This is a genomic window from Calidithermus timidus DSM 17022 (assembly GCF_000373205.1).
In the GTDB taxonomy this organism is placed as follows: Bacteria; Deinococcota; Deinococci; order Deinococcales; family Thermaceae; genus Calidithermus; species Calidithermus timidus.
In genome coordinates this window covers 1-18,892 of sequence record NZ_KB890694.1, presented here as the reverse complement: position 1 = coordinate 18,892, position 18,892 = coordinate 1, and the positions used below count along the sequence as shown (strand labels likewise).

Annotated in this window: 22 protein-coding genes; 4 read left to right on the top strand and 18 right to left on the bottom strand. The window is 62.4% G+C overall.

The genetic code is table 11. The annotated features are described in order from the left end of the window. Positions 1-4 precede the first annotated feature (4 nt). Complete coding sequence (gene parS, locus B047_RS0106480) at positions 5-409, bottom strand: type II RES/Xre toxin-antitoxin system antitoxin (RefSeq protein ID WP_026234656.1); 405 nt, start codon at positions 407-409, stop codon at positions 5-7. 139 nt (positions 410-548) lie between these two features. Between parS and B047_RS17855 the strand changes: the two genes are divergently transcribed. Beyond that, entirely contained in the window at positions 549-791 is a 243-nt protein-coding gene (locus B047_RS17855) for a hypothetical protein (RefSeq protein WP_018466141.1), read from the top strand. 84 nt (positions 792-875) lie between these two features. Here B047_RS17855 and B047_RS18600 read toward each other — a convergent pair whose 3' ends face one another. From B047_RS18600 to B047_RS0106430, 11 genes are all read right to left on the bottom strand, one after another. Beyond that, on the bottom strand, positions 876-1,172 hold the full coding sequence (locus tag B047_RS18600) for a tyrosine-type recombinase/integrase (RefSeq protein ID WP_338025043.1): 297 nt from the start codon (positions 1,170-1,172) through the stop codon (positions 876-878). Positions 1,173-1,182: 10 nt separating this feature from the next. Beyond that, positions 1,183-1,374 carry a hypothetical protein gene (locus B047_RS18595; protein WP_338025044.1) on the bottom strand — a complete coding sequence of 64 codons (192 nt, stop codon included), beginning with the start codon at positions 1,372-1,374 and terminating at the stop codon, positions 1,183-1,185. A 34-nt stretch (positions 1,375-1,408) separates the two neighbouring features. Continuing rightward, positions 1,409-1,912: a site-specific integrase gene (locus B047_RS18360; protein ID WP_245533713.1), complete on the bottom strand. Its 504-nt coding sequence runs from the start codon at positions 1,910-1,912 to the stop codon at positions 1,409-1,411. A gap of 778 nt (positions 1,913-2,690) precedes the next feature. Beyond that, entirely contained in the window at positions 2,691-3,389 is a 699-nt protein-coding gene (locus tag B047_RS0106465) for a D-lyxose/D-mannose family sugar isomerase (RefSeq protein WP_018466140.1), read from the bottom strand. A gap of 11 nt (positions 3,390-3,400) precedes the next feature. Next, complete coding sequence (locus B047_RS0106460) at positions 3,401-4,246, bottom strand: class II fructose-bisphosphate aldolase (protein ID WP_018466139.1); 846 nt, start codon at positions 4,244-4,246, stop codon at positions 3,401-3,403. 43 nt (positions 4,247-4,289) lie between these two features. Continuing rightward, positions 4,290-5,198 (bottom strand): 6-phosphofructokinase, encoded by a 909-nt coding sequence (locus tag B047_RS0106455; protein WP_026234655.1) that lies wholly within the window; start codon positions 5,196-5,198, stop codon positions 4,290-4,292. Next, positions 5,191-6,207 carry a Gfo/Idh/MocA family protein gene (locus B047_RS0106450; RefSeq protein ID WP_018466137.1) on the bottom strand — a complete coding sequence of 339 codons (1,017 nt, stop codon included), beginning with the start codon at positions 6,205-6,207 and terminating at the stop codon, positions 5,191-5,193. The genes B047_RS0106455 and B047_RS0106450 overlap by 8 nt, the downstream gene beginning before the upstream one ends. Positions 6,208-6,229: 22 nt before the next feature. Next, positions 6,230-6,964, bottom strand: a complete 735-nt coding sequence (locus tag B047_RS0106445; RefSeq protein WP_018466136.1) for an ATP-binding cassette domain-containing protein — start codon at positions 6,962-6,964, stop codon at positions 6,230-6,232. Beyond that, the gene (locus B047_RS0106440) at positions 6,961-7,989 is read right to left on the bottom strand and encodes an ABC transporter permease subunit (RefSeq protein ID WP_052606064.1); all 1,029 of its coding nucleotides are present in this window, start codon (positions 7,987-7,989) and stop codon (positions 6,961-6,963) included. Before B047_RS0106440 ends, B047_RS0106445 begins: the two co-directional genes overlap by 4 nt. Positions 7,990-8,054: 65 nt before the next feature. Further along, positions 8,055-9,041: an ABC transporter substrate-binding protein gene (locus tag B047_RS0106435; RefSeq protein WP_018466134.1), complete on the bottom strand. Its 987-nt coding sequence runs from the start codon at positions 9,039-9,041 to the stop codon at positions 8,055-8,057. A 123-nt stretch (positions 9,042-9,164) separates the two neighbouring features. Next, the gene (locus B047_RS0106430; RefSeq protein ID WP_018466133.1) at positions 9,165-10,355 is read right to left on the bottom strand and encodes an ROK family protein; all 1,191 of its coding nucleotides are present in this window, start codon (positions 10,353-10,355) and stop codon (positions 9,165-9,167) included. A 295-nt stretch (positions 10,356-10,650) separates the two neighbouring features. Here B047_RS0106430 and B047_RS0106425 point away from each other — a divergent pair, with 295 nt between their 5' ends. Genes B047_RS0106425 through B047_RS0106415 form a run of 3 tightly spaced genes read left to right on the top strand, consistent with a single transcriptional unit; the run spans position 10,651 to position 14,106 of the window. After that, a complete protein-coding gene (locus tag B047_RS0106425; RefSeq protein ID WP_018466132.1) occupies positions 10,651-11,643 on the top strand; it encodes an ROK family protein in 993 nt (330 codons plus the stop codon). Next, positions 11,621-13,159 carry an FGGY-family carbohydrate kinase gene (locus tag B047_RS0106420; protein ID WP_018466131.1) on the top strand — a complete coding sequence of 513 codons (1,539 nt, stop codon included), beginning with the start codon at positions 11,621-11,623 and terminating at the stop codon, positions 13,157-13,159. The genes B047_RS0106425 and B047_RS0106420 overlap by 23 nt, the downstream gene beginning before the upstream one ends. After that, a complete protein-coding gene (locus tag B047_RS0106415) occupies positions 13,156-14,106 on the top strand; it encodes a 1-phosphofructokinase family hexose kinase (RefSeq protein ID WP_018466130.1) in 951 nt (316 codons plus the stop codon). The genes B047_RS0106420 and B047_RS0106415 overlap by 4 nt, the downstream gene beginning before the upstream one ends. 292 nt (positions 14,107-14,398) lie before the next feature. On the opposite strand, the gene B047_RS16400 is transcribed toward B047_RS0106415, so the two are convergent. From B047_RS16400 to B047_RS0106380, 6 genes are all read right to left on the bottom strand, one after another. After that, positions 14,399-15,595 (bottom strand): sensor histidine kinase, encoded by a 1,197-nt coding sequence (locus tag B047_RS16400; protein WP_018466129.1) that lies wholly within the window; start codon positions 15,593-15,595, stop codon positions 14,399-14,401. Beyond that, on the bottom strand, positions 15,592-16,248 hold the full coding sequence (locus B047_RS0106400; RefSeq protein ID WP_026234653.1) for a response regulator transcription factor: 657 nt from the start codon (positions 16,246-16,248) through the stop codon (positions 15,592-15,594). The genes B047_RS16400 and B047_RS0106400 overlap by 4 nt, the downstream gene beginning before the upstream one ends. Beyond that, a complete protein-coding gene (locus tag B047_RS17195; RefSeq protein WP_018466127.1) occupies positions 16,245-16,685 on the bottom strand; it encodes a hypothetical protein in 441 nt (146 codons plus the stop codon). The genes B047_RS0106400 and B047_RS17195 overlap by 4 nt, the downstream gene beginning before the upstream one ends. A 12-nt stretch (positions 16,686-16,697) precedes the next feature. After that, positions 16,698-17,006, bottom strand: coding sequence for a hypothetical protein (locus B047_RS0106390; RefSeq protein WP_018466126.1), 309 nt, complete (start codon positions 17,004-17,006; stop codon positions 16,698-16,700). A gap of 164 nt (positions 17,007-17,170) precedes the next feature. Beyond that, on the bottom strand, positions 17,171-17,611 hold the full coding sequence (locus tag B047_RS16390) for a hypothetical protein (protein WP_018466125.1): 441 nt from the start codon (positions 17,609-17,611) through the stop codon (positions 17,171-17,173). Between the two features lie 437 nt (positions 17,612-18,048). Next, positions 18,049-18,765, bottom strand: a complete 717-nt coding sequence (locus B047_RS0106380; protein ID WP_245533707.1) for a sulfite exporter TauE/SafE family protein — start codon at positions 18,763-18,765, stop codon at positions 18,049-18,051. Between the last annotated feature and the right edge of the window lie 127 nt (positions 18,766-18,892).

Here is an 18,892-nt window from a genome sequence, read left to right as displayed (position 1 = left end):
GCCCTCACGTCACCAGGCCGTCCTCCAGGCGGCCCAGGAGGTGCTCCACCGCCTGGAAGCCAGGTTCAGTGTCCAGGTACGCGAGGGGGCTCGAGCCGTGCAGGAACACCTTGGGGCTGTTCATCCAGGAGGCTGCCAGCTGGGGCGAGCCGAAGAGCTCCTCGGCACGGCGCAGCAGGTAGATCACCCGGTACAGGCGGTTGGACTGCTCCTGGTTCAGGCGTCCCAGGCCCTTGTAGCGGTGGACGCTGCTGCGGGGGATGCCGGCGGCTTCCAGCACGTCGTGCTGGCTGAGGCCGTAGCGCCGAGCTACCTCGGTGATGAGTTCGACCGGCAGCCCTTCCCGAACGCTCGCCACATCCCCGGGCGAGCCGTCGAAGCGGAGCAGGGCGCTTTCCATATGGAACATTATGGCGATCCATCTTGAACAAGTCAACGATCCGGTCTACGGGCCACCTACCGGTTGCTCCGCTGAGCCTGCTCCCCGAGGGGGCCATCGAGAGCTTGCAGGAGATGCTCGGGCGGGGTTCGCTGCCCTCGAGGCCAACGTGGCGACAGCCTTTTTAGAAGGCCAGGTCAACAACGCCCAGCTGCAGCAAATTACCGGCCTGCACGCCGCCAATCTCACCCGGTTGATAGGCAAGCCGGTGGCGGGGGGATACCTCAGCCGCGACGGACGGGGGCGGGGGAGTCACTACCGCCTCAGCACCGAAACCACGGAGCTGCCCGCAGGGCTACGAGAGTCCCTCGAGCAAGCCTTAGGTACACCGGGGGTTGAGGGCAGCAGATAGGAGGTTGAAGGAGGGGCGGAGGCCGAAAAGGAGGAGTGCCTTTCGTCTTGGCGAGGCGAGAACGCGGGGCATCCTCACCGGATCCTATTTCTGAGCCACTTTGTCCTCATCTAGCAAATCCATCACGCGGAAGAGGCCCTCCATATCCATCTTGGCGTAGATCGCCGAGGTGCTGGGAGCAGCATGGCCTAGCAAGCGGGCTGTGGCGTGCAGATCCCTTGAAACCCGATAGAACCTTGTGCCCGCGGTGTGCCGCAGCATGTGCAGGCCGCTGTAGCGGCTAGGCAATCCGATGGCCCGGTAGTGTCCGGTGATGCGCCACCACAGGCCGTTGGCAGAGAGGCGCTTGCCCAGCCGCCCGTTCTTTAGACCCCGCAGCATCAGGTGAGGCTCACCCGCTGGAGCCAACACCCGGTGGAGCCGGAGCCAACTCTCCAGGTCGGGGAGCAGGGATCGGGGTAGTGCTCTTGCCACCCTTGCCACGAACCACCAGGAGACGCTCGTCGAGCAGCACACCCTCGAGCCGCAGACCCACGATCTCGGCTACCCGCAGGCCACACTCACCGGCCAACCGCACCGCCAGGCGATCCCGGAGGCTGGGCGGATCGTCGAAGCGTTCAAGATACTCCAGTAGCCGGGCGTACCAGGTAAGGGGGAAGTGCGGGCCGCCGCTCCTCCGGAGGGGTGGGATCGCGGGGAGCCGGGGGGCTGCTGGGGGCCACCAGCACGCCCGCCCACTCGAGGGCTCGGAGGAATTGTCGCACGCCCACCAGCCGCAGGGCGATGCTGCCCGGGCTGAGGGCTTTGGGAGGCTCGAGGTGAGAGCCGTGGGTCTGGAGGCTGGCCACGTAGCGGGCCAGGGTCTCGCGGCTTGACTTGTGGATGTTTTCTCTGGGTGCGGGCGAATTAGGCGGCCAGCACCAGGCCAGGAAGTCGCGCAGCGCCAGCCGGTAGTTCTTCAGGGTGCGCGGGCTAAGCGCGGCTTGCTTGCGACCGTAATTAATAAGATGGGCCTCGAGTAGATCAAACAGCGCCGCTTCGTCCCGCTCCTGCAGAGCGCGATGGGCCTCGAGGCGGCGGCGGGCGGAGTCCTGCCAGCTGGTTTTGAGGACAATTTTCACTGGAGACTACTAGTCTAGTCTTTAGTGAAATGAAACGCGAGAGCTATGATCCTTCGGATCTCCATGTTGGAATCACTCAAAACTTGCACCTCCCGCATAACCTGCATAAACACTTATCTGGTAGCTCCTCCCCGGGAGGCCCAGGAACCAGAGCTCCCGCGAGAGGATCCGGGCTAGATGCAAGCTTCACCCAGTGGCTCAACAGATAAGCCAAAAGCGAGAGAACCAGGAACCGGTGCACCCCTTCACCCCAAAGAGGCAGCAGACGGTAGCGAAGGCGGCGTTGGTCACCCCCCGCTGGCGAGGGGGTAAGGAGGCCAGGAGGGAGAGAGGCTTCTCCCCCTTACCCTGCCAGAGGCGACATTTCCCAGCGCATCCACGCCTGCGCGTGCGGAGTCGAGATGCAGCGCGACCTCTACTCGGCGTTCCTGGCATGGTGCGTAGGAGAGGACGACAGGCTCCACGCGGGCTTGGCGCACCAAGCTGGCTGGGGGCGGAACCGCCCCTGTGGGCAGCGTGGAGCGAAGCCACCCACCCCGCGACTAGGAGGACGTGGCGTCCTTCCTCCTTTGGGGCATCACCTCGGAGTCGGAGCGGGTCGCCCGCGCAAGAGGGGACAGCCCAAGCCGAGGCCCCGGATGGTGTAGCGGTGGTGCAAGCCGCTGGCGAGAACCGGAGAGAGGTCGCGGTGGTTCCCCTTAGAACCCCTCCGGCTTCCCGTCACGCCGTGGCGGGGCGTGGGGAGGTTCAGACGACCCGTAAGTAGCAAACCACGTTATTATTGGAGAAAAGAAGGAACAAGATAACGCGGATAGTCTCCCACCAAAAATCGATAGACTTCCTCGTCTTCCTCGATGGTGGGAAAGCGGCCTACCGCTTCGTAGAAGTGGTTGTCATGATGATCGTCGTTCACCGTCGAGACCTCGCCCACCAATACCGGGGCCTCGAGCGCCCGGAATTGGTGGTACTGGTAGGGCCTTAGGGTGATGGACTCGCCCGGGGAAAGTATGACGCTGCCGCCTGCTGATACCGTGCGCCAGATGCCGTCGCACCTTACCCGCACATCTTCCGTAGAGAACTGCCCGTTGGCGTCAGCTTGGTGCAGTACGATCTCGAGCTTTCCCCCGCCGCGGTTGATGATGTCTTCGGTTTTGCGCCAATGGAAGTGATGCAAGACGAGTTGGTTAGGCTTGCAAATTAAGATTTTCTCGCAATATACCTGGCCTTCGCCTTTGCCCAGCTCCGCAAGGCTTCCATTGCGCAAGGTAAAAAGCAGCACGCCTTTCTGTTCGTACTCCCCGAGGCCAAAATCGGTCAAATCCCAGCCCAGGTTCGCCTGTATGATTTCACAAGTTTCGGAGCCTTTGGCGGCCCAGTCCTGCTTGCTCCAGTGAGCGAAGGGGGGCAGAAAAAACCCCATCTGGCGCAAGAAAGCTTCCCCCTCACGGAGGATGCGGTTGATCTCAGAACGCTTCATGGCAGCTCCTTTCAGGCCCTACCCACGCTGCCCAGCACCCCGAGCCGTTCCTCCACCACCGCGGCGATGGCATTGATGCTAGGCTTGAGCAGTTTGCGCATATCCCATTCCTCCGGTTGGGCCTTCAGGGTCTCGCGCAACACACGGGCAAAGGTGCGCTGGAGTTCGGTTCCCACGTTGACCTTAGCTACCCCCCGGGCGGTGGCGGCTTGAAGCATCTCGGTAGGCACCCCAGATCCTCCATGCAGCACCAAGGGTAGTGGAGTAGCGGCAGCGATTTTCTCCAGCCGGGGCAGATCCAGTTGGGCATCCCGTGTGGCTTTCTGATGCACTGAGCCGAATGAGGCAGCCAGCACGTCTATCCCGGTGGCTTCCACGAAGTACGGTACCGTCTCGGGATCAGTCATGAGTCCCGCGGAGACGATCTCTTCTTCCTTGCCACCGATTTGGCCGAGTTCCCCCTCGAGGCTTACCCCCGCGGCGTGAGCCATTTGGGCGGCTTGGCGAGTGAGGGCGATGTTTTCTTCCAGCGGTAGGTGAGAAGCATCAATCATCACACTACTAAAGCCGGCCTCTAAGGCGCGGCGGATGTCCTCGAGGTTTTGGCCATGGTCTAGGTGTAGCACTACCGGGACGTGAGCTGCTTCGGCTACAGCCCGTACCGCTGCGGGTAGAGCCTCCCATCCCGCGTAGCTCAAGGCTCCGGTGGTCACCGCCACCATCACCGGGCTGCGCAGCCGCTCGGCGGTGTCCACCACGGCGCGAACGTATTCAAGGTTGATGCAGTTGAAAGCGCCCACGGCGTAGCGGTGGGCTCGAGCGGGTTTGAGCACTTCGGTTGCACTGACTAGGGGCATGGTTTTCTCCTTGAAAGACCTAGGGGTCCTTAGAATCTAAAGCTCACGGTAAAGCCTTGTGGGACTCGAGCTGGTCAAAGGGAACTCGCTCGGGTTGGCCGTGCTGCACCAACACTGCCCCCGAATAGCCTTGTGCCAGGTATTCCACCCCGGCTTCGGCCAATCTTCGGGCTAAGAGGCGGTCACGGGCGCTGGGCCTACCCCCGCGCATGGCGTGGGAGGGGCGGGCAAAGCGCAGGCGTAGCCCCACCTGCTCGGAGAGGGCTTGCAGGGTATTCTCGAGGTCGGGATAGCCCTCCGAGGCCACGATCAGGGCAAAGCGCCGGTGGGCTATGGCCGAACGGGTCTGCTCGAGCAGCTGCTCGAACGGCAGGGGTCGCTCCGGCAACAGCAGCACATCCGCCCCTCCGGCCTGCCCTACCGCCTGGGCCAGGAAGCCGGTGTTACCGCCCAGGGTCTCGAGGGCGCACAACCGGGGTAGCGCCTCGGCAGTATCCCGGAATTGATCCAGAATCAACAGGCCAAAGTTCAGCGCGGTATCGAAGCCGATGGACTCCTCCGAAGCGTCTACGTCGTTGTCAATGGTGGCCGGAAGCCCCACCACGCCTATACCGGCTTGAGACAAAACCTTAGCGCCTTGCAGCGAGCCGTTTCCCCCCAACACCATCAGGTGGGTGATGCCGGCTGCTTCCAGGGCTTTTAGGGCTTGGGGCAGTTTGGCCTGGAAGGCAGGGTCGCGCGAGGTGCCCAAGAAGGTCCCACCCAAGCGGGCATAGGACAACATCTCAGTGGGGCTAATCTCGAGGAAGTCCCCCCGCAACAGCCCGGCAAAACCCTCACGCACCCCCAACACTTCCCACCCTCGCTCCATGGCCCTTTGGGTCGCCGCCCAGAGGGCCATGTTCATTCCCGGCGCATCGCCGCCGGAGGTGAGGAGAGCCAGCTTAGCCAAGCTGCACCGTCCTTCCCGCCCTGGCGGAGGCGTACAGGGCATCCAGCACCCGCATCTGCCGCACCGCCTCTGCGGCGGGATAGCGTAAAGGCTCTTGGCCGCGGGCGGCCCTTACGAAGTGCTCCACCATCCGCTGGTACTGGTCGGCGGCGGGCTGGGCTTCCGTCTGGCCGTTGACGATTAACGAGGGGGCCACCTGACCGTGTAGGGTGGGGCCGCCTGAACCGCGCCTTCCGGGAAGCCAAGGCTCGGGGATGACCAAACTGCCCCGCTCTCCTACCAGCTCGACATGTTGGCGAAACGGCTGGGTAAACGAGCAGTCAAACACCGAACGCAGCCCATCACCAAAGTCCAGCACTCCTACAAAGCTGTGGTCAACCCCCCCGCCCCCGGGGTGATCGGGGGGGGTAAGGTCGCTCCATCCACGCACGGCGAGTGGTTCCCGGTGTGCGAAAAGCCGCGATAGTGTCACACAATAACAGCCCACGTCGTAGAGGGCCCCCCCGCCCAAAGCCGCTACCCAGCGGATATCGGCAGGGCGCTCGAGGGGGAAGCTAAACGAAGCGCGGATCAAGCGCAGCTCTCCTAGCGCATCGGATCGCACCAGCTCGAGGGATCGGGCGATCTGGGGGTGGAAGCGGTACATGAAGGCTTCCATCAAGGTGCGGTCCGCCGTTTTTGCTGCCTGATCCATCTGCTCTGCCTCGGCAGCGTTCAGCGCCAGGGGTTTTTCGCATAGCACGTGTTTGCCCGCCTCCAGCGCCTTCAAGGTCCAGGGCAGGTGCAGCGAGTTGGGCAAGGGGTTGTACACAGCCTCGACCTCGGGGTCGGCCAGCATCTGCTCGTAGCTGCCATAGGCTTTGGGGATGCCGTGCTGGCTTGCGTACTCAGCGGCCCGATCGCCGTCGCGGGCTGCTACCGCCACCAGCCGGGCGTTGGTGGATTTGTGAATGGCGGGGATCAGGGCGCTGGCTGCAATCCTAGCTGCCCCGAGGATGCCAAATCCCATCTTTCCCACAAAAGCCTCCTCCTTATCCCCCCACCATCAGCTTGACGATCTCATCGCCGTTGGTTTTGCTGGCTTGGCGTTCTCCAGCTTTCTGGCCGCGCAGCAGCACCAGAATCCGGTCGGAGACGGCGAAGATATCCCCCAGATTGTGTGAGATGAAGATGATTGCCACCCCTTGCTGCTTGAGGCGCTGAATCAGCTCGACCACCTTACGCTGCTCGGGGACCCCCAAGGCGGCGGTGGGCTCGTCCATGATCAGCAGCCGGGCCTTCCAATAGATAGCCCGCCCGATGGCGACGGCCTGGCGCTGCCCGCCCGAGAGCGCACTCACCGGGCGGTCCAGGGCAGTGTGGATGTCCAGGGTATCGAGCACGGTACGAGCTTCAGCGCGCATCTTTGCCCGATCCAAGACCGGCAGCCCAAAGCGGCGACGTATCGGCTCGCGGCCCAAGAAGACATTGGCTCCTACGTCGAGGTTGTCAGCTAAGGCCAGGTCCTGATAGATGGTCTCGATGCCAGCCTCGCGAGCCTCGCGGGGGTTGTTGAAGTGCACCTCACGCCCCTGGAAAAAAATCTGCCCCTCTTCGGGTAGGTGTACTCCACTGATGCACTTGATCAGGGTGCTCTTACCCGCACCGTTGTCGCCGGCTAGGGCCAGCACCTCACCAGGAAAAAGCTGAAATGAGACGTTGTTGAGTGCGGTCACCCCACCGAAGCGCTTGGTGATGCCGCGGACTTCCAGGAGCGGTGTGCTCATGACTTCACCACCCCGGTTTTAGCCTGATCTACCAGCACGCTCAAAATGATCACCAGCCCTACTGCGATGAACTGCCAAAAAGGCTGCACGTTGATAAACACCAAGCCGAACTGGATGATCGCGATGATCAAGGCCCCGATCACCGTACCCACGATGGTTCCGGCTCCGCCGAAGAGGCTGGCTCCTCCGATCACCACCGCGGCGATGGAGTCCAGCAGGGTGGCTTCTCCGGCTTGGGCGGCCCCAGCGGTAAAGCGCCCGGTGTAGATGATCCCGGCGATCCCGGCTAGCAAAGCGGTGATCAGGTAGAGCTGCATGGTGTGGCGGGTGACGTTGATCCCAGCCCGTAACGCAGCCTGGCGGTTGCCCCCAATGGCATAGGTGTACTGCCCAAACTTGGTCTGGCTCAGCAGATAGTGCATAAAGAGCACCACCACCGCGGTGATCAACACTGGCATTGGGATTAGACCGAGCACGAAGCCATTGCCCATGGCCGAATTGACCGGGTTATCGGTGGGCACGGTATTTCCTGCCGCAGCCAAAAAGCCCAGCCCTCGGGCTACCCCGTACATGCCTAAAGTACCGATGAAGGGAGGTACGTTGAGCCGGGCCACTAAAAAAGCGTTAACCAGCCCCACCCCCAGCCCTGCGGCTAGCGCGATTACGCAGGCCAGGGCGAAGGAAAGCCCGGCAGGCATCGAGGGATCAAGGGCTTGCATCACCCGCGCGCTCACTACCGCTGAGAGCCCCACCGTGAACCCCACCGATAGGTCAATCCCGCCCGCGATGATAACCAGCGTCTGCCCCAGTGCCAGCAGCAAGGGCTGCACAGCGGCCAGCAGGATGCTTTGGAGGTTAGTAACGTTGAAGACAAAGCTGTTGCCATAGGCCAAGCGGGCCCAGACCTCGAAGAACACCACCATAAAGATCAAGAACAGCCACGACCAGGCTCCGGCCAGGAAAGACAGCCAGCTCGGGGTCTTGCGCTCGCTGTTGGTAGCGGGGGGATTTGCCACTAAAGCCATCCTTTCTAAAGATCTATGCATCAGAAAGCCTGGGGAAGCTCGCTTAGCCTCCCCAGGCGGCGTGGTTACTTGGAGGAGTAGATAGCGGCCTTGGCTTCAGGAGTATCTATGTTGCTTTTGTCAATCACGGTGTAGCCAGTGCCGTAACGGGTGGGAATCTTCTTACCATTAAGAGCATCTACCGCGTACTGTACGGCAACCTTGCCCATCTCAGCAGGATGCTGGCAGATGGCCATATCAATGGTCCCGCCTCTGATATCGTTGATGATGCTCTCTGGGCAGTCGAAAGCTGCAACCTTGATCATCCCGCGCTTACCGACGTTCTTAACCCCGTTGGCTGCGCCTTGCGCGCTGAACAGATTGGCTCCAAACACCCCTGCCAGATCGGGGTTACGGGCCAGCACCGCAGCCAGTTGCGAGGCAGCCTTGTTAGCGTCGTCATCGTTGTACTGGGTCTCGAGAACGGTAATGCCCGGGTATTTCTTCATCTCTTCTTTGAAACCCTGCTCGCGCTGATCGGTGGTAGAGATGCCCGGCTTGACGTTGGAGACATAAACCTTACCCTTCTCGCCGATAGCTTTAGCCAGGGCCCTGGCGGCGATGCGCCCCCCTTCTACGTTGTCTGAGGCCACGTAGGAAAGCGGAAAATCGGCGTTGCCTGAACCGGTTTGGTAGTTGCCGCTTTCGCCGATGAAGGTGTCCACGGTGATGATCTTGATGCCTGCATCGGCAGCCCGCTTTAAGGGGGCGATGAGCTGCTGCTTGTCGGTGGGGGCAATTAAGATGACATCGGGCTTACGGGCGATGATGGCGTTGAGAACCGGGATCTGGGTAGTTGGGCTGAATTCCGGCCCGCCCTGGAAGATCAGGTCCACGCCTAGCTGTTTGGCGGCTTCTTCGGCTCCCTTGCGCATGGTGATGTAGAAACCGTCAGTGGTGAGGCCGGGAATCAGGGCGATGGTGTACTTTTTCTGAGCCAAGCTGTACATGCTGATCAGAATCAGTAAACCCAAAGCCAAAACCACAGGTACCAACTTTGCACTTTTGCCCATATGCTTCCTCCTGGCTCTATAGAGAAGCCTGCTTTAGCCGAAATGCCGGTACTCTTTGCTGGTCCTCCCCTCTGAAGCCTCCCGGGAAACTGTTGTGCGCATGCCTGGCTTCTTGTGGGGTGCTTAGGTCTTTTGCCTCCTTCCTTCCGCTTGGGGAAGCGGAATATCTCCTAAGTAGATGGCCTCGAGCGCACACTCAGCAGCACCAGGGCCAATGGGATTGGTGAGCGGGTCAACAAGGATTTGCAAATGCTCCCCCCAGCCCAAATAGGGGTAAGCCCGGGTATTGAGGTGGTGGCGTAGACTGGGGATGAGCAAATCGGCGTAGGTGGCTCCGGGACCACCTAGCACCAGCAACTCGGGGTCAAAGAGGTTGACCAGGTTGACAGCTGCCCAGCCTAGTGCTCGTCCGGCCTGCTCAAAGGAGAGGAGGGCCAGTGGGTCACCGGCACGGGCCAACTCAGCGATAGCGCTCAGCGGGAGAGGGGCTTTACACAAGCGGGCGTAGCGCAGCTCGATAGCAGTAGTTCCGGCGACGTTTTCCAAGCAGCCACGGTTGCCGCAGGCGCAGGGTTCCCCCTCGCTATCGAAGGATACGTGGCCTAGTTCTCCAGCAAAGCCGTGCTGACCGCGATAAACCTGGCGCCCGATGACGATGCCTGCCCCAATGCCTCGGTGTAGTAGGATATAAACGAAGTTTGCCGCTGCGGTAGAACGCACAAACCGCCGCGCTGCGGCAGCGCTATCGTGCTCGAGGTAAACGGGCAGCCCTAGGTCGTTTTGCAAGCGATTGACCAGGGGCATGTTGTGCAGGTCGGGAAAGTGTGGAGGGGTCAGAATCTTGCCCTGCTCGAAGTCAATAGGTCCGGGGGAGGCTACTCCTACTGCCACAACCGGTATCGGAGCCTGCTGTAGTAGCTGATGGGCAGCCTCAAGCAACTGCCGGTAGGCCACCTCGGCTCCTTTGCCTATGCCGGAAGGGGTGCGCAAGATGTGCAGGGGCTCCCCCAGAGGGTTGTACAGTCCCAGCTCGTAGTCGTCCACGCTGAGGTCAATGCCCACGACGCAGAAGCGCTCGGGGTTGATACGCAAAGGGGCAGGATGGCGTCCCCGCTGAATGGGGGTGGGAGCAGTTTCCAAGAGCAATTCCTGTTCGATTAAGTCTCCGACCAAGTCCCCCAGGGCGGGTTTGGACAGCCCTAAGGCCCGGGCCAGCTCAGCCCTTCCCCGAGGTGTGACCCGCAGCAGCTCAAGGGCTTTAGCCCGGTTGAGCCTGCGGGCGTCTGCCGGGCGATGCCCGCTGAGGGAATCCAACGCTGGCGGAAGGATAGGGAGAGGCTTCTCAGTCTTCATAAAGGTGCTTAGAGGGCTTGGCAAGTTCGGCCTCAAGGGGCCGGCCCACGCTTGCAAAGCGCTGTCCGAGGTAGTTTGCGGTATAATAAGACAGGTTAACTAAATTTTGCAAGAGGCTACCAACAAAGGATTCCCGCGACAAAGCGGAGTCGGCAGTTTTCCTCTATGAAGGCGATAAAATCCCGGAATGAGCTCGTTAGGCTGTCCGGTCTATTGACACGAGCCGTAGGGTATTAGTAAGGTTGACTAACTATCCATGGCCGAGTTCCCTCAACCTGCCCCCTACCCGTCCTCCCAGCGGGTTGTCCTGGTAGCGGATATCGGCGGCACCAAGATCAGTCTTGGGTATACCGAGGCTGCCGAGGAAACCCACCACCACTCCCCCGAGTTGCACATGTTCCCCACCGATACGATCCGCGACCCCGCCCCAGTTGAAGCCATAGCTGCCCTGCTCGAGGGCTACACTGTAGAGCGAAGGCTTATCCCCACCGCCGCAGTACTAGGAGTACCGGCGAGCTTGGACCGTGGCCTGGATAAAGTGCTCTCGAGCCCCAACATTCCCCAGCTGGAGGGGATCTTTCTGGCCCGCGAACTGGGGAGTCGGCTGGGATATCCGGTTTACCTCGAGCGTGACATCGTATTGTTGCTATTGGGTGAGTACCAGGCTGGGGCAGCGCAGGGGGCAGCATCGGTACTGGGGGTATTTTTTGGCACCGGGGTGGGAGCGGCGATGCTCCATGAGGGGCGGCCTTACCGGGGACACTCGGTGGGCCTCGAGCTAGGTCATATTCCCATCCGAGGCGAAGGGCGGCAGTGTGTGTGTGGCAATACCGACTGCCTGGAAGCCTACGCCTGCGGCCACACCCTCAACCGCCTCGCGCAACAAGTGGGTCTTCCGGTGGCAGAGTTGTTTGCACGCCAGCAAAAGAGCCCTGAACTAAAGCAGGCTTTGCATGAATTCGTGCGCGACCAGGCCTACGCAGTAGCGACAGCCATCAACCTCTTCGACCCCGAGGTGTGCTTAATAGGCGGAGGGATTCCCCGGATGGAAGGCTATCCTAAGGAAATCTTTGTCGGCACCGTTCTTGAACACCTGCGCCGCCCCTACCCGCGTGAGACAGTACGGCTGGTGTGGGCCAAGTTGGGCTCGGAGGCCGTGCTCCACGGTGCGCGGGCGGTGCTTGTGCAGCGTAATTCAACCCTACTGGCCGAAGTGGAGCCCAACCATGGATCTTCTGCTGGGGATTGACCTGGGAACCAGTTTCATCAAGGCGGGGGTCTTCACCTCCTGTGGTGAGGTGATCGCACTGCATCAAACCCCGACCCCCCTGCACCGCTTGGGCCACACCCAAGGTTTTTACTGGGCTGAGGATCTGTGGACAAGTGTAGCGGAAATGATCCGCGGGCTGATAAGAGAGATCGCCCAACCCGAACACTTGAGAGTGATCGGAATTAGCAGCTTCGGCGAGTCCGGGATGCTGCTGGGAGAAGACGGTAACCTGCGCTACCCCAAGGTGATGGTCTGGTACGACGAGCGTCCTAAGCCCATCCTCGAGCGCCTCAGCCAGAACACCCCGGCCCTCGACCCACTGCGCTTGCGCCGACGCACCGGATTGTTGCCCGATCACACCTACAGCCTGGGAAAACTACTGTGGCTGCAAGCGGAGCACCCTGAGCTGTTTTGGGGCCGCCCGCGCTGGACCTCAGTAGCAGATTGGATCGCCTTCCGCCTTACCGAAGAGGTGCAGATGGGCCTAACCCAGGCTTCCCGTACCCTGCTTTTTGACCTGCAAGAACGCCGCTGGATGCCAGAGCTGCTGCTCGAGGTGGGCTTGAGCCCTGATCTTTTGCCTCCGCTGCGACCCCCCGGGGCTCCTATCGGTCGCGTGACTCAACAAGCCGCGCAGCAGACCGGGCTTATGCCGGGCCTGTGGGTGATGGAGGCCGCCCACGACCAGGCCTGTGCAGCAGCAGGTTTGGGGGCGACGGAGGATGGGGACATCATCAACGCTTGCGGAACCGCGGAAACCTTACTCCAAATCGTTGGGGCCCACCGCCTAGGCGAGGTGCTGCGCTCGAGCAAAGCCATCATCGGCCACCATGCCTTTGTGGGGAGTTACTATCTCATGGCTACGCTTCGGGCCTCGGGCTCAGTCTTTGATTGGTTTGTGCGCACCTTGGCAGTTGAGGACGAAAGCCCGGCCCCACAAGGGGGTAATCACGCCGGCGAGCAGGCGCTACCTGCTAACTACCTGCGTGTCATTCAGGCAGCTTCTAGGGTTCCGCTGGGCGCGGAAGGCCTGCGCTTTATCCCCCATCTGCGGCAACTCACCGACAACCCTAGCGACACTGCCCTGCCGGGGGGGGTGTTCTGGGGCCTGCGGGAATCCCATGGCCTGGGCCACCTGGCTCGGGCGGTGCTCGAGGGCCTTTCTTTCGAGAGCCACCGGCTTTTGCAGCGGATGCCGCAGGGGAAGCTCAGTCCTGTCCGGGCGGTGGGCGGGCCTACTGCTAACGCTCCGTGGATGCAGATTAAGGCCGAAATGCTGGAAAGGCCGCTCGAGGTTTACGAATGCCCCCATGCTGCGGCTTGGGGGGCAGCTTTTTTGGCTTGGCGGCACTTACGCGGCCAAGCTACAGCGGGACTGAAGCCACAGGCCCGCTACACCCCAGCTCAGCCCGAGGATGCGGCTCGGCTGCGGCGCTCGTATACGCGCACCCTAGAAATGCTGGCCCAGGCTTTGCCCTCCGAAGAGGAAGCATGAAACCGCCGAAGGTCATTACCCTGACCCTAAACCCCGCATTAGACGTGAAGATGGCTTTGCGAGCGCCCCGTCTAGGTGGGTTGAACCGGGCTCAGAGCATGGAGCTCGAGCCCAGCGGCAAGGGCATCAACGTAGCCCGGGCACTGGCCCGACAAGGTATACCGGTTCAGGCTGTAGCCCCTTTGGGGGGAAGTTTCGGGGTGGCGATTGCTTGTCAGCTACAAGCTACGCCCGAATTCGAGCTCATCACTGTAGAAATCGCCGGTTTCACCCGCGCTAATTTCAAGGCCATTGACGCCGAAACCGGTGAGGTCACCGAGTTCAATGCCCCCGGCCCAAGGCTAACCAAAGAGGAGTTGGAGCGACTCGAGGCTATCTTGTTGCAGCGCTTGGAGGAAGGCGATGTAGTGGTAGTGTCGGGTAGCTTGCCCCAAGGGGTTGGCCCAGAAGTATATGCCGAATGGGTGAGCAAAATACACAAGATCGGGGCCAAAGCCTTGCTAGATACTGGAGGGGAGGCCCTGAAAAAGGTTCTTTCCGCCAAGCCCTTTTTGGTCAAACCAAACCGGCTCGAGGCCGAGGAACTGCTGGGCTGGCCCATCCGCAGCCGGGAAGACGCCCTCCGGGCAGTCCGGCAAATTCAAACCCTGGGTGCTCAGTGGGTAGTGCTTTCGCTAGGGGCTGAAGGGGCAGTGTTTGCAGCTCAGGAAACCCTTCTGGCCTTACCTCCTAGGGTCCGGGTAACGAGCACTGTGGGTTGCGGGGACGCTTTGTTGGCTGGGGTGGTCGTGGGGATGTTCCACCGGCATTCCTGGCAAGAAATAGCCCGCTATGCAACCGCGCTGGCAGCGGCTCGGGCTTGTGGAGAGGGGGTGGAGTTTCCCAACATTTCCCAGACCCAAGCTCTCCTAGATGAGGTAAGGCTCGAGCCCCTGGAAATGGGGTAACTGTGACAATACCACAACTTGTAGTAGCTTGTCGGCTAGAAACCACTTCCTTCAGGGCAACCGCAAAGCCAAATAAGCCTGAGGAGGTAGGAATCGTCCGGGCACGCTTGGTCTCGATACCTGCCTTGATGGGTTTGTCTTGCTCGAGGGTGTTGAGGGCGATATGGCGGACGGCAACGAAGCCCGACTCAGGTCGTCGTTGAAGGCTGGGCTTTATGAGCCCCGATGCCAAGGAGGGGCTGGCCTCCCTCCAGGAGAAGCGCCGCCCCGGCTTCCGAAAGCGATCCCCCCTCTAGCCCTCCTTTAGGCGCAAAGAGACCAGAAAGCGCTTCTCCTCTGAGGACCACTTCAGTTGGGCGCCTTGCGCCTTGGCTAGGGTTTCTGCCAGCCGGAGGCCCAGCCCGGAGCCTGGATTCGGGTGGGAAGGGGCGTTGGCCACCTCGAGCCTCCCCTCGCCCACCCGAACCTGAACCCACCCTCCCTTGGCGGTGTGTTGCAGGGCGTTCTCCAGAAGGCTTACTAAGATAGCCTTCAGCGCAGGCCCGTGCGCTAGAACCTGCACCGGTTCCTCTGGAAGCTCCAAGGATAGCTTGACCCCACGGGCCTGGAAGGCCGCTCGCAAGGACTCGGCTTGGGTGAAGACCAAGGTATCCAGCTCCACGGGTTTCAGCCTAAGGGCATCGGCCTCCGCCCGGGCCAGGAGGAGAAGCCGCTCCACCAGCTCCCGAAGCCCCTCCGCTTGGGCCTTGGCCTCGAGGAGCCGGCCCTTTTCCAGGTGGCCCAAGAGCAGGGTGAGGGGGGTTCGCAGGGCGTGGGCCGCCTCCGTGGCAAAGCGGCGCTCGGCGGCGAGGGCTTCTTCCAAGGCGGTGAGCACCTGGTTGAAGGCCTCCACCATGCGCCGCACCTCGTCCTGTTGGGCGGGAAGGGTCAGCCGGCGGTGCCAGGCCCGGGCCTGGGCCAAGGAGTGGGCCTCGAGGGTGGCCCGTTCCAAGGGGCGAAGGACCTTCCCCGATAGGAGGAGTCCCAGGGCGAAGGCCAAGAGCCCTCCTAGGACAAGCACCGGCGGCAAGAGGCGGTTCACGAGGCGGAGGGGGGCAAGGAGGCTTTCCTGGTCGCGCGCTGCCCTCACCACCAGGCCCTCCCGCTCCCTTTCCCGGACTAAGAACCCTTTTCCCTGCCCTCTCGCCAGGGCCTCGAGGGTTTCCGGCGCGGGGAGAAGCCCCACCGCGTCCTGCAGCCCTTCCTCCCCCACCAGGAGAAGGATGGTCCCAGGGAGCACGGCCTGCAACAGGGTGGCGTCCACCTGGAACCGGGTCCTCCCGTCCTCGTCCTCCTCCAGACGCACCCCGGCCAATAGGGCATCCAGGCCGGCGCTGGCCTGGTGCAGGAGGGCAAGCCGTAACCCCTCCCTCAGGGCCAGTCCAGCCAGGGTAAGCCCGGTGAGCACCACCAAGGCGGTGAGGAGGGCAAAGCGTAGCCTTAGGCTCATCCGCGCAAGCGATACCCGAGACCCCGGGCGCTTTCAATGGCCTCTGGGACCAGTTTGCGCCGCAGGTACTTGATGTAGGTGTCCACGGTGCGCGGGTCCACGCTTTCCTCCCCGCTCCACACCTTTTCCAAAAGCTCCTCCCGGGTGGTGTAGCCCTCCCCCTTGAGGGCCAAGGCGGCCAAGAGGGCGAACTCCCGGGCGGTGAGGGGCACCTCTCGGCCTTCCCAATAGGCCAAGCGCCCCTCTAGATCCAGCTCTAAGCGCCCCACCCAGATCCGGTTCTCCGCCAGGCCCTTGCTACGGCGCAAAAGGGCCCGCGCCCTAGCCGCCACCTCCTGTGGGTAGAAGGGTTTCACCACGTAATCGTCCGCACCCCCATCCAAGCCTTCTAGGCGGGCCTCGAGGTCGTCCCGGGCCGTGAGGATGAGCACCGGCAGGGTAAGCCCTCGGCCCCGGGCGAAACGGAGCACCTCCAAGCCGTCTCCATCGGGAAGAAAGAGATCCAGGATCAGAAGGTCGTAGGGGAAAGCCAAGAGGAGGCCTTGCGCCTCCTCTACGCCGGTGGCCTCGTCCACGGCAAAACCGGCCTCTTGCAGGGCCTCGCCGAGAAGCTTCTGAACCCCAGGCTCGTCCTCCACCACCAAAACCCTCAACGCCGCAACACCTCCCTTCCCGTCCTGGCCTCCAACCAGACCTCGCCAAAGGATCCCTTGGCCTCCCAGACCAGAAGGCGTTCTTTGGGCTTGGGTTTGAGCTCCAGGTGCCAGGGTTCCCCGTAGCGGCAGCGCACCAAGGCCAGGGTTTGCGGAAAGGGCAGGTGGGGCTCCGCCAGATGCTTGGGCACGCCCTTGGGCCGGAGGAGCACCACATGGCGGGTTCCCGCCTCCACCCAGACCTCGGCCCCCGGTACCCGGAGCTCGTATACCCAAAGCCCCTCCTTGGGTTTCAGGCCGTAGCTGAACTTGTAGACTTGGGCCAGGGTGGCTCTGCCCAGGTAGGGGCTTGCCAAGGAGAATACCCCTTCAGGGGTGAGGGCGGGTGGGCCCTGGGCCAGGGCCCACCCTAGGAGTAGGGCCAGGACCGCCCGCATCTACCGTCCAGTCTAGGAGCCTTTCATGAGCTCCAACAGGGCCTCCCCCTTGGCGGCCAAGGCCTCGGCCTGGGCCCGGTCCCCCCGGCCCCAGGCCTCCCAGGCGGCGAGGACGGTTTCCTCAATGCGGCGGCGCCCCTCCTCGTCCAGGGTTTGGGCTTGCCGCCGGAGGGCCTCGAGGCGGCTTGTAAGGTTGCTTCCTCCTTGGAACAACTGGGGGAAGGAAGGACTAGAAGGGCTTGTGCCGCGAAGGGACCGCCAAAGCCACACAATCCCCAGCACCAGAAGCACCAAAAGGGCCAGGAGGAGCAAGCTTTCCAAAAACTCTTCGGTTTGTTTGGGGCCGAATCCCGGTGGGGGTGGCCCGTACGGAGCGCATGCGGAAAGGGCCATAACCCCGGCGAAAATCAGAAGGGCTCTTTTAAGCTTGGTCATGGGTCCTCCTAAGGGGGGAGCGGGGGGGCCCCGCCCCCATGGCTCAAAACCTAGAATCCCCGCTCGGCCTTCATCAGGTGGTGTGCTGCCCGCGCCAGGCGATGGGCGGCCTCGGCCCGGGCCAGATCGTTGCCTTGGGCCAAGAGCCGCTTGGCCTCCTGGATCAGTTGGCCCACCACGGAGGCATTCACCCGGTAGTAGCTTGCCTCGTACTCCGCGCGGGCGATGGCCTCCTGGGCACGGAAGGGGGCCTCATAGGCGCGGCGCGCCTCCTTACCCCTTCCCACAGGATACGGCGCCGTGGGCGCCACTTCCTGGAAACGCAGGCCCTCATAGATCAGGCTTGCGGCTTTGGCCCGCTCCTTGGCGCGGAAGTACTGTCCTGCTTGGTACTCCCCCTGGGCTTGCCGGAGCAGGTTGTCGGCGGTGGCCTTGAGGGGGCTTTGCCCCACGATGCCGGACAGGTACTGGGCCCGAGCGAGCTCCCGCAACGCATGCTCCGCCTCGCGGTAACCGTAGGTGGGCGCCGGTGCAGGGGCGGGCCCGCCCGGGGGCGGAGGCGGCGCAGTTTGCGCCAGAGCCGAAAGGCTAAAGGCTGAGAGGGTGGTGGTTAAAGCTAGAAGCTTCCCAAGATTCCTCATCTTTTACCTCCTTCTGTCCCGAAGGGCGCCTGAACGATAGGCAATGAATGTGGTAAGACGGTGGGAGAGGGAATCTCACACGCTGGGGTAGGTATATTCAGGGATGGGCCGAGCTAAGGGCCACCCCACCCCGAGAGATTGAGGCCACTTGGGCGTGATGGTGCGTTTCCTGGGGCTGCGCGAGGTAGCTCAGCCCCGTTTTGCTGGCCGCATCCGCAGCCGGGTGTTGCTCAGGATGGCGGGGTGGGGGTATGAGGTAGCGCATGCATGAAGGTATGAAGCGCGCTCTAAAGCTGCGAGACCTTATACAAGGTCACCAACACGATCAGCACCCCGAAGATCTGCTTGATGCGGGCGGGGGGTACGTACAAGCTGGTGAGCCTCGAGCCCACATAAGACCCCAGCGCCCCTACCACCAGCAGGGTGAGGGTGAGCCCCGGGTCTAGCCGAGCTGTGCCCAGGTGGGGCAAAAACGAGGAAAAGGAGGGCGGGGTGACCGCAAAGGCGTTGATGCCGGCAGCTTTCTTGGGGTCGTGGCCGGTAAGGATCAGGGTGGGCATCAGCAAAAAGCCCGGCCCTACGCCCAAAAACCCCGAGAGCACCGAGATGGGCGCGGCCAGGACCAGCGCCAGGGGGAAGTTCTCGCGGGTAGCCGTCCCCTTGACCGGACGAAACAGGTTGAAGGCCAGGTAGACCACCGCCGCCAAGTAGACCCACCAGACCCACTGCACCTGGACCCGCTGCACCAGCCAGGCCCCCAAAGGAGCGAACAAGGTGGTCACCAGTCCCAGCAACAAAGCCTTGCGCCAGTCCACGTGCCCGCTTTGGGCAAAGCCGAACACCGCAAACAGCGCCGTGACCCCGTTGAGCAGCAGCGATAGGGGTTGTACCTGGTGCACCAGGTCGGGCAAGAACAAGGACAAAAAGGGTACCGCCGCAAAGGCCACCCCCAGCCCCAGCATCCCCGAGACCACCGCTAGCAACAGCAAGCCAACCACCAGCACCAGGTTCAAGGCGCCACCTCCCAGGAGCCCTGAAGGCGCACGGCCTGGGCCAGCGTTTGCAGCACCGTACTGTTGCGCTCTGCCAGCTCGATCAGGCGCTCCAGGCGTTCAGGTGGGGCCGGGCTTT